The following is a 12,604-nucleotide window of genomic DNA, read 5'->3' as shown; positions in this document are numbered from 1 at the left end:
CCGCGCATGCTGGGCACGCGTGTCGGGCCGGACGAATTGACTATAAGTCGGGGCATTGAAAAAGCAACGCGCCGGCCAAGGATTCGCCGGCAATTGCCCCATCCGCTGATCAACAGCGCGCGATTGATGTGTGCGGCATGCATCGAATGCGTCGACTGCGCGCCGAATCGATCGACCAAGGTCGATCGGCTTTACGCCGCGAGGTCAAGCATGACGAGATCGCGCCCATTGGGATGCGGATTCGCACATCGTCGCGCCGTCGAGATTGGACCGCGGCCGACTGTCCCGGTGTAGTCGGCAATGTCGACGCAGCGGCTCGGACATTTCAATCGTCAAACTAAGAATTGTCCGAATGGTCCGAATGGTCCGAATGGGACGTATGGATGATCGATTGCAGCGGGTTCGTGATCCGACGCGGGGTCGTCGCAGATCGATTGTCGGGGGCACGGGCGCGCCGAGACGTGTCGGCGTACGCCGAGCTGTGTCGAGGCACGCTGAGGTACGTCAAAGCACGCCGATATATATCGAGGCGCGCTCCGTGTCGTTCGACGGCGGCGGAGGTGCCGCCGCCGAAGCGCTCAGCGGGGCGACGCCGCGCGCGTCTCGCCGCGCAGCCAGCTCGCGAAGCGGCGCGGAAACTCGGGCACCGCGATAAACAGCGCGCCCGTGACGACCGCGTTGAGCGCCGCCGTCACCAGATAGATGCCGGGGATCGAGACATGCACCGCCGTGAGCGCGAGCGCCATCAGCGACGAGACGATCATGAACAGCGCGTTGAGGATGTTGTTCGCGGCGATCATGCGTGCACGGTGCGTGGGCGCGCTGCGGCTCTGGATCATCGCGTAGAGCGGCACGCTGTAGATACCGCCCGCGACCGAGAGCAGCAGCAGATCGATGAGCACGCGCCAGTGCACGCCGCGCGCGAGGAACGCGCCGATGCCGAGCAACGCGCCCGCATGCGACGCCTGCTGGGATGCGAAATACAGATCGGCGGCGAATAGGGACATGCCGATCGCGCCGAGCGGCACGAGTCCGGGTTCGACGCGTCGATGCGAGAGCCGCTCGCAGAGCAGCGAACCCGCGCCGATGCCGATCGAGAACGTCGCGAGCAGCATGGTCACGACGTCGGCGTTCGCGCCGAGTACATCCTTCGCAAAACTGAAGAACGACGTGAGCAGCGTCGCGCCGACGAACCACAGCCACGAAATGCCGAGCAGGCTCACGAACAGCGTGCGGTCTACGGCGGCGAGCTTCAGATTGCGCCACGTTTCGCTGAACGGATTCCAGTTGATCGCGAGATCGTTTGCCGGGGGCGGCGAAGCGGGTACGCGGCCGGCGCATGCGCGGCCCGCGATCGCGACGCCGATGCAGCAAACCGAAAGCGTGAGCGCACCGTGCGTGCCGAGGCTCGCGGCTTCGCCGCCCGCGATCGTGCCGACGAGAATCGCGATGAACGTGCCCGATTCGACGATGCCGTTGCCGCCGACGAGTTCGTCGGCCCGCAGATGCTGGGGCAGGTACGCGTACTTGACGGGTCCGAACAGCGTCGAATGCGTGCCCATGAGGAACGTACAGACATAGAGGACGCCGAGCGCGTGCGTCAGATACCCGATCGTGCCGAGCACCATGATCGCGATCTCGAACGTCTTGACGAGCCGCGTGAGCGTGGCCTTGTCGTACTTGTCCGCGATTTGTCCCGATGTCGCGGAGAACAGCACGAACGGCAGGATGAAGATGGCCGAGATGATGAAGGCGGCCGATTGCGCGTCGACATGACCGAACGCAGCCGCGTCGAAGGTCAGCAGCGACGTGAAGCCCACCTTGAAGATGTTGTCGTTCGTCGCGCCGAGGAACAGCGTCCAGAAAAATGGCGCGAAGCGACGTTCGCGCATGAGCGCATATTGGCTGTGGTGCGGCGGCGATGTCTCGCGCGAAAGCTCGCTCATCGGGGTCCAGTCGATCGAAGGTCGTTGAGGCGCCGCGTGTGACGCCTGTCGGCGCGCGCGGCAGCGATAGCAGGCGCATGCGGATCCCGTCGTCGATATCCGACGGCCCGCGCCGGCCGTTCGGCGGATTCTAGCCCAGCCGGATCGCAAGTCCGTGACGCCAAGGGGCGCGACGCGCAGGTCCTCATGTCCGGCGCGCGGTCCGCCTATGCTGAATACAATGCGATGCCGACCCGAAATTCGGCGCAATCCCCTGGCGTGATGCTCGATGCGATATCCGGCGCAATATCCGGTGCGATACCCGTGCAGCACCCGGAGCAGTACCTGGAGCAATACCCGGCGCGATACCATGCGTCGCTTTACGCCGACCTCACTCTTGACCGGAGCCCCGCATGACCGTTGCCGCACCGCTCGCGTTCTGGCTCACGAATAGCCTGACGGCGCTCGCGTTCGGCCTGTTGCTGTTCATGTTGTCGGCGGGCCTGACGCTCGTCTTCAGCCTCATGGGCGTCATGAACTTCGCACATGCGAGCTTTTACATGCTCGGCGCGTACGCGGCATTTTCGCTCGCGCGGCAGATCGGGTTCTGGCCTGCGCTCGTGATCGCGCCGCTGGCCGTCGCGCTCGTGGGCGCCGTGATCGAGCGCGCGGGCCTGCGGCGGCTGCGCACGCACGGTCAGGGCGCCGAGCTCCTGTTCACGTTCGGTCTCGCCTATCTGTGCGACGAGATCGTCAAACTCGCGTGGGGCCTGTCGCCGCAGACGGGTCTGCTGCCCGCAGCGCTCGACGGTCCGCTCTTCACATGGTTCGGCGTCCCGTTTCCACGTTACCGCGCGTTCATGATGGCGGTCTCCGTGACCATGCTCGTCGTGCTGACGGTTGCGATGCGATGCAGCCGCACGGGGCTCGTCATCGAGGCCGCGCGTACGCATGCCGACGCCGTCGCCGCGCTCGGCTACGACGTCGACCGGATCTTCACGTTCGTGTTCGCGCTCGGCGCGGGTCTGGCCGCGCTCGCGGGCGTCGTCGGCGGATACGCATTTGTCGTCGAGCCGACGATGGCCGCGTCGATCGGTCCGATCGTGTTCGTCGTCGCGGTCGTCGGCGGGCTCGGCTCGCTGCGCGGGGCATTTTTCGCGTCGCTCGCGATCGGAGGCATCCAGACCTTCGCCGTCGCGCTCGACGTGCCGCTGATTCCGGCCACCGAGAATGACCCGGGCGTCACGCTCGCGCGGCTGGCGCCCGTGCTGCCCTATGTGCTGCTGATCGTGACGCTGCTGTTCCGGCCCAACGGCTGGCTCGGCGCACGCCTGGCCGGAGGGGACAATTGAACCCGCTCGACCGGCTTCGGCCCGCGGACCGCATGCTCGACGGCTCGGTCCCCGTCGCGGCGTCCGTGTCCGGGGTGGGCGCCCCCGACGACGCGCGCATGTCGTCGCAGGCGCGGCTGCGCTACGCCGTGAGCGTCGTGCTCGTCTTGCTTGCCGTGCTCGCCTGCGTGCCGGTCTGGACCGGCGGCGTCGCGCTGACGTTCGCGACGCAGTGCATGATCCTCTTCGTTTTCGCGCAGTCGTTCGCGCTGCTGCTCGGCGAGGCGGGCTTGCTCTCGTTCGGGCATGCGGTCTATCTGGGTCTCGGCGCATTCGCGACCGCGCATGCATTGAACTTCGCGGGTGCGCAAGGCTGGCCGTTGCCGACGCCGCTCGTGCCGCTCGTCGGTGCGCTGGCGGGCGTGGCCGGCGGGGCGACGCTCGGCTGGTTCGCGAGCCGCCGCGGCGGTATCGCGTTCGCGATGATCACGCTCGGCACGGGCGAGCTGCTTGCGACCGGCGCGACCGCATGGCCCGCATTGTTCGGCGGCGAGGGCGGCATCGCGACCGACCGCACCTATGGCTGGTCTCCGATCGATCTCGGTTCGCCGCGGCACGTGTATGTGCTGATCGCGATCTGGGCGCTTGCGAGCGTCGCCGCGATGCGGGCGTTCGCGCGCACGCCGCTCGGGCTCGCGGCGAACGCCGTGCGCGAGCAGCCGATGCGCGCCGCGTTCGTCGGCTTCGACGTGCGGCGCGTGCGGTACCGGACGTCGATCGTGTCCGCGGGCTTCGCGGGTGTCGCGGGCGCGTTGCTGACGCTCGCCACGGAACAGGTGTCGGCCGATGCGTTCAGTCTCGCGCGCTCGGGCGCCGTGCTCGTCGCGGTTGTGCTCGGCGGCGCGTCGGGATGGGGCGGCCCGCTCGCGGGCACGCTGCTCTATGTCGGATGCTCGGTCGTACTCGCGCTTTACACGCGCGCCTGGCCGTTCTATCTCGGACTCATGTTCATCGGCGTCGTATCGTTCGCGCCGCGCGGCATCGTGGGCTTGCCGCAGACGTTGCGCGCGTGGCCGTCGCCGCGCCGGTGCGCGGGCGCGCTCGTGATCGCGGCGGGTCTCGTGCTCGGCATTGAAATGCTCTATCGGCTCACGCTTGCATCGAGCGACGGTACGACGCTCGCCGCATTCGGTCTGCGGATCGACGCGACGGCCGCGGGGTCGTGGATCGCCGCGGCGGCGTGTGTGCTGGCGGGTCTTGCGCTCGGATGGGCGCGGCTCGGGCGTGCAAGGAGGAGGGTCGGCGATGTCCGTGTTGACTCTTGAAGGCGTCGGCTATCGCGCGGGGCGCACGGAGATTCTGCAGGGGGTCGATCTCGACGTGCGCGACGGCGAATGGCATGTGCTGATCGGGCCCAATGGCGCGGGCAAATCGACGGTGTTCGACGTGATCAGCGGCCGTCAACATGCGCAAACGGGGCGGATCGTGTTCGATGGCCATGAGTTGCGCGGATTGCCGCCGCATGCCATCCGGCGGCGCGGGCTTGCGCGCGCGTTTCAGATGTCGTCGTTGTTCGACGGGCTCAGCGTCGCGCAGAACCTCCGGATCGCCGCGCTGGGTGCCGCGCATGCTCATGGCGGCAGCGATACGCTCTGGCAACGGGTCGCGAATCGCGTCGATCTCGCCGGCGAGACCGCGCGTCTGCTCGATGCGATTGGGCTGGCCGCGGAGCGCGAGGTCCGCGCGGCGGCGCTGCCGTACGCGCAACGCCGGCTGCTCGAACTCGGGATCGCGTTCGCGGGCGCGCCGAGCCTGGTTCTGCTCGACGAACCGACGGCGGGCATGACGCGCGACGAGGCGCGTCATACGGTCGAGATGCTGCGCGCGCTCGCGCACGAGACGACCTTGCTGATCGTCGAGCACGATATGAGCGTGGTGTTCGAGGTCGCGCACCGGATCAGCGTGTTGGCGCAAGGCACGGTCATCGCGACCGGCGCGCCCGACGCGATCCGCGCGAATCCGCATGTGCACCGCGTTTATGCGGGCGCATTCGACGAGGCGCCGCGATGACACGTCCGACGACGCATTCGATGGGCGACGCGACGACGAGCGCGATGAGCGACGCAACGGCCAACGCAATGGCCAACGCAACGACCAACGCGACGACCAACGCGACGAGCGACGCAACGGTCGTTTCGACATCGACGGCCTCGCCGCCGCCCTTGCTTGCCGCCGACGATCTGCGCGCCGGCTACGGCGATGTCGAGGTCTTGCGCGGCGTCGCGCTCGACGTCCGGCGCGGCGAGATCGTCGCGATGCTCGGCCGCAACGGCGCGGGCCGTTCGACGCTCGCGAAGGCGTTGATGGGACTCGTCGCGCGCACGGGCAGTGTGCGCGTCGACGGCGTCGAGACTGTGCACTGGCGCACGGATACGCTCGCGCGCCACGGCGTCGCCTATGTCGCCGAGACGCGCGACGTGTTCCCGACGCTGACGGTGCGTCAGAACCTGCTGCTCGGGCTGCGGCCCGGACGCACCTTCGGCGAAGTCTGCGAACCGATGCTTGCGAGGCTGCCGGCGCTCGCGCGGCGTCTCGGCACGCGCGCGGGCGTGCTGTCCGGCGGCGAGCAGCAGATGCTCGCGATCGCGCGGGCGCTCGCGGGCGAGCCCGCGCTCGTGATTCTCGACGAGCCGACCGAAGGGCTTGCGCCCTCGATGGTCGAACAGATCGCCGACTGGCTTGCGACGCTGGCAGCCGACGGGCTCGGCGTGTTACTCATCGAGCAAAAGCTCTCGATCGCGTTGCGCCTTGCGGCGCGTGTCTATCTGATGGGCCGCGGCAAGATCGCGTTCGCGGGCACGCCGGGAGAGCTCGTCGAGCGGCAGGAGACTTTGCGGCATTGGCTCGAGTGGTAGCCCAGCCGGCCCGGATCGACGCACGGCAAGCAGCCGCGCGGCGATGCCCGCCCATTGCCGTGTTTTCGTGCGCGGGGAGCCTGCGCGGCCGGCCCGCCAGCCATGAAGAAACCCCGTGCTTTGCGTTATAGTGCAGCGTGCTCGCGCCCCGGCGCGCTCCGGCACATCCTTGCGCCTGCTTGTATCGGCGTCATCCACATTCCATCCGGCATTGCGCGGATCCGGTCAGCTCCTGCCCGTGCCGCGTGATGAAGACATTTGCCACGCGTTCGACAGCCATGACGATAAGCTCCGCAGCATCGCCCGATCTCCCGTTGGACATGGTCATCTTCGGCGGAGGCGGCGACCTGTCCGCAAGAAAACTCCTGCCCGCCCTCTACATGGCGCATCTGCACGGCGCGCTGCCCAAGCAAACGCGCATTCTCGCGATCGGTCGACAGGACTGGACGCGCGAGCGCTACCTCGAATTCGTCGAAACGAAGTCGCGGCCGTTCATCGAACCGAAGGCGCTGTCGAACGATGCCTGGCAGGCGTTCCTCTCGATCTTCGAATACGTGAAGATCGACGTGACCTCGGCCGCCGACTATCAGCGGCTCGCGACCGTGTCGGCCGGCGATGTGCAGCGCGTGTTCTATCTCGCGACGTCGCCCGAACTCTTCACGCAGATCTGCGACGGCTTGTCGTCGGCGGGTCTCGTCGACGCGCGTGCGCGCGTCGTGCTCGAAAAGCCGCTGGGCCACGATCTCGCGTCGGCACAGGAGATCAACAACGACGTCGGCCGCTATTTCGCCGAGCCGCAGATCTACCGGATCGATCACTATCTCGGCAAGGAAACGGTGCAGAACCTCATGGTCCTGCGCTTCGGCAACGCGCTGTTCGGCCCGCTCTGGCAGGCGCCGTACATCAAGAGCGTGCAGATCACGGTGGCCGAGTCGGTCGGCGTGGGCAGCCGCGCGGGGTTCTACGACCACACGGGCGCGCTGCGCGACATGGTCCAGAACCACCTGCTGCAACTGCTGTGCATCGTCGCGATGGAGCCGCCCGTTTCGCTCGATTCGGATGCGGTCCGCGATGAAAAGCTCAAGGTCCTGCGCTCGCTGCGCAAGATGTCGTCGACCGATCTCGCGCGCGACACCGTGCGCGGCCAGTACGCGGCGGGCGCCGTCGGCGGCGAGCCGGTCAAGGGCTATCTGCAGGAAGACGGCGTGCCGGCCGAGAGCGGCACCGAAACGTTTGTCGCGCTCAAGGTGCAGATCGACAACTGGCGCTGGGCCAATGTGCCGTTCTTCCTGCGCACGGGCAAACGTCTCGCGAAGCGTCAGTCGGAAATCGTCATCGAATTCGCCGACCTGCCGTTCTCGATCATCCCCGACGGCCCGAGCGATCGCAGCAATCGTCTCGTGATCCGGCTGCAGCCCGAAGAGTCGATCCAACTCCAGATGATGGCCAAGGAGCCGGGCAGCGGCATGCAGATGCTGCCGGTGAGCCTGAGCCTCGATCTCGAGCAGGCGTCGACGCTGCGTCGTCCCGAGGCCTATGAGCGCCTGCTCATCGACGTCGTGCGCGGCCGGCTGACGCACTTCATGCGCCGCGATGAACTCGAAGCAGCCTGGACGTGGGTCGAGCCGATCCTCAACGGATGGGCGCAGTCGAACGATCGTCCGCGCCAGTACACGGCGGGCACTTGGGGGCCGGCGGCGTCGTCGGCGCTCATGGCGCGCTACAACATGACGTGGTCGGAAGAAAACTGATCGTGTCGAACGGCGGGCGCATCGCGTCCGCCGGCTTCGATGCGTGACGCATGACGGGTGCGCCGCGCGGGTCGCGGCGAATCCGGCGAAACAAAAACGGCGCATCGCGCCGATAAGAACGAGATTCGACATGCGCAGCGAGGACGGGACGACGGGATCCCGAAAGACCAGACCAACGATCGAACTCCGCGCGATGTCCGCGGCGGATTTCGAGGCATTCGAACGGGTGACGATTCCGCGTTACGCGGCCGACACCTTGCGTACCGACGGCGGAACGCCTGCCGCCGCCCTCGACTACGCGCGCGAGTCGCTCGCTAAACTGCTGCCCGAACGCGAGGCGACGCGCGATCACTTTCTCTACACCGTTCACAGCGTCGAGCACGACGCGGCGGTCGGCACGATCTGGATCGGCATCGTCACGAACAAGCAACGGCGCACGGCCTATGTCTTCGATGTCCAGATCGCTGCGGCCCACCGGCGCAGAGGCTTTGCGACGAGCGCGTTTCGCGCGGTCGAGGCACGCGTGCGCGAACTCGGTCTGACGGAGATCGGCCTCCACCTGTTCGGCTACAACGAAGCCGCGTTCCGGCTCTATCGGCAGCTCGGCTATCACGCATCGCATATCTCGATGGTCAAATCGCTGACCGCGGAGATCTGACACGATGCCCGTCCCATTTGAACCCGCCTACCTGACACGCCGAGAGACGCCATGATCGCGAAGATCCTTTATCTGATCGTCGTGCTGATCCATCTGTACATCGTGCTGCTCGAGATGGTCTTCTGGAAACGGCGCGCGGCGCGCGTGTTCCGGATGCCGCAGGCGCTCGTCGAACAGACCGCGCCGATGGCGTCGAACCAGGGGCTCTACAACCTGTTCCTCGTGGTCGCGTTGTTGCTCGGCTTCGCGCTGTCCGATCCGCGGCTCTCGACCGCGTTTGCAGCCTATGCGCTCGGCTGCGTCGGTGTCGCCGGCATCTGGGGCGCATGGACCGTCTCGCCGCGGATCGCGCTCGTGCAGACCGTGCCCGCCTTGCTCGCGCTGGCGGCGCGTTACTTCGGCATCTGATCGCACGCGTGCGAAGCCTCGGGGCGGCGCGTACGAGATAGATCGGTTTCAAAATGCGCGCGCCCGTGAAGTATTTTATTAAAAAATAATGTCTTTCAGTTCGTAATATCCGCGTGCTGAAAAAATCGATTCGGCCGCCCGGTCGATTTCCGTCGATTCTTTAGATCTGATTAATCAGATAAATCCGATTAAATCTTTAGCGTATGCCGAAATGTTGCAATTCGGCACACTGCCTCCAAATACATCGATCTTTCAGATCCCATTCAATTATTTTTCGAATCGACGATTTCCGCGAAGCTGTCACACGCCGGAAACGATTTCGATCTGAAGTGCCTGCTGCGGATTGCGCGCGCGCCGCCTCCGGCGCTTGCCGCGTGCCTTATGGGCCCGCGCGGGACGGATCGCAGACGCAATCGTTTGTCATCGGATGTGAGTATTGAATCCATACGGATTTCAGTGTTTTGCATTATCCGGAAAGATATTTGAAAGCTAATGAATATTGATGATTGTCTAAAAAGCCGCGGTCCTGTCCTTGGCAATGGTAATCATTCGTATTTGCGTTGACAGTTTAATGCGCACTCGATACCATTTTTTCGTTCCGTTCTTAGCTCATTCAAACGGGCCGACCGGAAATACAGATATTTCCAGGGGCCGTCAAGCATGTGCCACGTGTGGAATATCCACGCCGACAATAAGGAAGACGAATGACCAGCACACGCCCGCGCCTCGTGCGTAAAGCCGCGACGACCCGTCAGGGTCGACTGTCGCCTCGACTCTGCAAGCGGGGTTTGCTCGCTTCGGCCTGCGCTGTCGCGTTTGCAAGCGCGACGCCCGCGATGGCCGACGATCCCAGCACGGCCAATCCCGACGCCATTGCGGCGCCCGAAGCGGATACCGCGATCAAGGCTCAGCCGACCGATTTTTTCTCGGGGATCTGGGCGCGCCAGCAGTTGCTGGGCGACATGGGGGGGCTCCGGTCGTTCCTCGGCCGCGAGGGCATCACGTTTCAGTTGACTGAAACCAGCGAACTGATGGGCAACGTGACGGGCGGCACGCAGAAGGGCTACACGTACGACGGCCTGACGGTCGCGACGCTGCAGATGGACACGCAAAAGGCGTTCGGCCTTCAGGGCGGTCTGTTCAATGTGAGCGCCGAGCAGATCCACGGCCGCAGCCTGAGCACGTACTACCTCGACAGCCTCAATACGGCGAGCGGCATCGAAGCGCCGGCTGGCACGCGTCTCTGGGAACTCTGGTATCAACAGTCGTTCCTGAACAAGAAGCTCGACTTCAAGATCGGTCAGCAGAGCATCGACCAGGAATTCATGGTCAGCACGTATGCCGCGACGTTCATGAACACGATGTTCGGCTGGCCGGGCGTGCCGTCGTACGATCTTCCGTCGGGCGGCCCCGCCTATCCGCTGTCGGGCCTCGGCGTGCGTGCGCGCGGCCAGATCACGCCGTCGCTGACCGGCTTGTTCGGCGTGTACGCGGGCGATCCGTCGGGCAATCGTCCCGACAACAGCGGCACGAACTTCAGCCTGAGCGGCGGCACGCTGTTCATCGGCGAACTGCAATACGGGATCAATCAGCCGATCGACGGCGATATGGATTTCGGTTCGAACGGCAGTAACAACAACGCGCTGCCCGGCATGTACAAGGTCGGTGCGTGGTACCACAATGGCACATTTGCCGATCAGCGCTTCGACACGAACGGCATCCCGCTCGTGAGCAGCGCCAGCAACGGCATCGGCGCGCCGCATAACGGCGACTACAGCATCTACGCGGTCGCGGACCAAATGGTCTGGCGGCCCGATCCGGGCGAGCCGAAGGCGCTCGGCGTGTTCGCGCGCGTGATGTACGCGCCGACCGACCAGAACTTCGTGCGCGCGAGCGCGAACCTCGGCGCCACGCTCAAGGCGCCGTTCGCGGGCCGCGACAACGACTCGCTCGGCCTCGCGCTGACGTATATCAAGGTCAGCGATCGCGTGCGCCAATCGGATCAGGATTTCATCGACGAAAACCCCGGTACGTATGCGTTGCTGCGCAGCTCGGAAACCGTGCTCGAAGCGACGTATCAGTACCAGGTCACGCCATGGTGGATGCTGCAGGCCGACGTGCAGTACACGTTTAACCCGGGCGGCGGGATCGTCAACCCCAATGACCCGACCGAAAAGATCAAGAACGAGCTCGTGCTCGGGCTGCGAACCAACATCACGTTCTAACCCGAGCGTGCGCGCCGGGACCGACCATGACAATGACTTTTATTGACCGATATTCAGGAAGTGAAGCGATGAAGCACTCCGCCCTTTCGAACCCGAAGACATTGCGCGCGCACCGCGGCGTCGCGCACCGAGCGCGTGCGTTTGCCGCTGCGGCGATCGCGGCGTGCTGTGCGGCGCTGCTCGTGCCCGCGACGGCGAGCGCCGATCCGCAAGGCCTGCTCGAGACGATCCACCAACAGCAGACCGTGACGTCGACCGTACCCGACAACGGCGACCAGAATCCGTACGCGCTTGCGATCTCGCCGATTACGGCGGGCAAGGTTCAGCGCAACGACGTGCTGATCGACAATTTCAACAACGCGGCCAATCTTCAGGGCGTCGGCACGACGATCGTCGACTACAACCCCGCGACGCAAAAGCTCTCGCTGTTCGCGAACGTGCCGCACGATCTCAAGGAATGCCCGGGCGGCGTGGGGTTGTCGACCGCGATGACCGTGCTCAAGAGCGGCTGGGTCGTCGTCGGCAGTACGCCGAGCAACGACGGCACGACCGATACGAAGGGTTCGGGCTGCCTGCTCGTCTTTGATATGCAGGGCAACCTCGCAACCGTGTTCTCGGGCGAGAACATCAACGATCCGTGGGGCAATATGGCCGTCGTCGACAACGGCGATACGGCGTCGCTCTTCATCAGCAATGCGGGCTTCGGCGTCGGCAAGGTCACGGGCTACGTCGATCCGCCCGTGTTCAAGCAAGCGACCGTCTTGCGCGTCGATCTCGCGATCGAGGCCGGCAAGCCGCCGGTCGTCAAGAACCAGACGATCGTCGCGAGCGGCTTCTCCGAGCGCGCCGACCGAGGCGTCTTCCTGATCGGACCGACGGGCGTCGCGTTCAAGGACGGCAAGCTCTACGTGTCCGACGCGATCGGCAACCGGATCAGTGTGATCGAGGATGCGCTCACGCGCGACACGAGCGCCGGCGTCGGCCGCACGCTGACGGCCGACGGTCTGCTCCAGCGTCCGCTCGCGATGTGCCTGACGCCCGCGGGTCATTTGCTCGTGACGAACGGGCTCAATGGTAAGGTCGTGGAGATCGACCCCGAGAACGGCCGACAAATCTATGCGCGCTGGATCGATACGGACAAGGCCCAATCGCCCCCGGGCAACGGCGATCTGTTCGGCATCGTGATGACGCCTGAAGGGGATGGCTTCTACTACGTGGAAGACGATGTGAACACACTGGTACTCGCACGATGAACACCCCGAAGCAATCCGACGATCCGCCGCGCGCGAGCGCGGCGGATCCCGACGCAGACGCTCGGTCGAGCGCCACGGAACCCGCCCAGGCGGGTTGTCCGTTTTCTGGCGGGCCGACGTCGCGGCGCGCTTTTCTGA

9 protein-coding genes and 1 pseudogene are annotated in these 12,604 nt (G+C 65.5%); 9 read left to right on the top strand and 1 reads right to left on the bottom strand.

Going from position 1 to position 12,604, the window contains the following annotated elements:
- Positions 1-611: 611 nt before the first annotated feature.
- Positions 612-1,946, bottom strand: a pseudogene (locus D7S86_RS20895) (MFS transporter); the annotation flags it as partial.
- Positions 1,947-2,338: 392 nt separating this feature from the next.
- On the opposite strand from D7S86_RS20895, the gene D7S86_RS20890 reads away from it, so the two are divergent.
- The 9 genes from D7S86_RS20890 to D7S86_RS20850 all read left to right on the top strand — a co-directional run bounded on the left by D7S86_RS20890 (position 2,339) and on the right by D7S86_RS20850 (position 12,466).
- Complete coding sequence (locus D7S86_RS20890; protein ID WP_121088875.1) at positions 2,339-3,277, top strand: branched-chain amino acid ABC transporter permease; 939 nt, start codon at positions 2,339-2,341, stop codon at positions 3,275-3,277.
- A complete protein-coding gene (locus D7S86_RS20885) occupies positions 3,274-4,581 on the top strand; it encodes a branched-chain amino acid ABC transporter permease (RefSeq protein ID WP_147432411.1) in 1,308 nt (435 codons plus the stop codon). The genes D7S86_RS20890 and D7S86_RS20885 overlap by 4 nt, the downstream gene beginning before the upstream one ends.
- The gene (locus D7S86_RS20880) at positions 4,562-5,326 is read left to right on the top strand and encodes an ABC transporter ATP-binding protein (RefSeq protein ID WP_121088872.1); all 765 of its coding nucleotides are present in this window, start codon (positions 4,562-4,564) and stop codon (positions 5,324-5,326) included. Before D7S86_RS20885 ends, D7S86_RS20880 begins: the two co-directional genes overlap by 20 nt.
- A 152-nt stretch (positions 5,327-5,478) precedes the next feature.
- A complete protein-coding gene (locus tag D7S86_RS20875) occupies positions 5,479-6,171 on the top strand; it encodes an ABC transporter ATP-binding protein (RefSeq protein ID WP_420813287.1) in 693 nt (230 codons plus the stop codon).
- 278 nt (positions 6,172-6,449) lie between these two features.
- Entirely contained in the window at positions 6,450-7,922 is a 1,473-nt protein-coding gene (gene zwf, locus D7S86_RS20870; RefSeq protein WP_121088870.1) for a glucose-6-phosphate dehydrogenase, read from the top strand.
- Between the two features lie 130 nt (positions 7,923-8,052).
- Complete coding sequence (locus D7S86_RS20865) at positions 8,053-8,580, top strand: GNAT family N-acetyltransferase (protein ID WP_147432410.1); 528 nt, start codon at positions 8,053-8,055, stop codon at positions 8,578-8,580.
- A gap of 51 nt (positions 8,581-8,631) precedes the next feature.
- Positions 8,632-8,988, top strand: coding sequence for a DUF1304 domain-containing protein (locus tag D7S86_RS20860; protein WP_121088866.1), 357 nt, complete (start codon positions 8,632-8,634; stop codon positions 8,986-8,988).
- Between the two features lie 704 nt (positions 8,989-9,692).
- Positions 9,693-11,213: a carbohydrate porin gene (locus tag D7S86_RS20855; RefSeq protein ID WP_121088864.1), complete on the top strand. Its 1,521-nt coding sequence runs from the start codon at positions 9,693-9,695 to the stop codon at positions 11,211-11,213.
- Positions 11,214-11,281: 68 nt separating this feature from the next.
- Positions 11,282-12,466, top strand: coding sequence for an NHL repeat-containing protein (locus tag D7S86_RS20850; RefSeq protein WP_240648317.1), 1,185 nt, complete (start codon positions 11,282-11,284; stop codon positions 12,464-12,466).
- Positions 12,467-12,604 lie beyond the last annotated feature (138 nt).

The sequence above is a fragment of the Pararobbsia silviterrae genome (assembly GCF_003628125.1).
GTDB lineage: Bacteria > Pseudomonadota > Gammaproteobacteria > Burkholderiales > Burkholderiaceae > Pararobbsia > Pararobbsia silviterrae.
The sequence above is the reverse complement of the archived record's forward strand: the minus strand, read 5'-3'. Positions and strand labels throughout refer to the sequence as shown.

What these genes read in the sequence shown, in the direction of transcription:
- D7S86_RS20890 (WP_121088875.1), top strand. Translation starts at nt 2,339, where the DNA reads ATGACCGTTGCCGCACCGCTCGCGTTCTGGCTCACGAATAGCCTGACG.
- D7S86_RS20880 (WP_121088872.1), top strand. Translation starts at nt 4,562, where the DNA reads ATGTCCGTGTTGACTCTTGAAGGCGTCGGCTATCGCGCGGGGCGCACG.
- zwf (WP_121088870.1), top strand. Translation starts at nt 6,450, where the DNA reads ATGACGATAAGCTCCGCAGCATCGCCCGATCTCCCGTTGGACATGGTC.
- D7S86_RS20865 (WP_147432410.1), top strand. Translation starts at nt 8,053, where the DNA reads ATGCGCAGCGAGGACGGGACGACGGGATCCCGAAAGACCAGACCAACG.
- D7S86_RS20860 (WP_121088866.1), top strand. Translation starts at nt 8,632, where the DNA reads ATGATCGCGAAGATCCTTTATCTGATCGTCGTGCTGATCCATCTGTAC.
- D7S86_RS20855 (WP_121088864.1), top strand. Translation starts at nt 9,693, where the DNA reads ATGACCAGCACACGCCCGCGCCTCGTGCGTAAAGCCGCGACGACCCGT.
- D7S86_RS20850 (WP_240648317.1), top strand. Translation starts at nt 11,282, where the DNA reads ATGAAGCACTCCGCCCTTTCGAACCCGAAGACATTGCGCGCGCACCGC.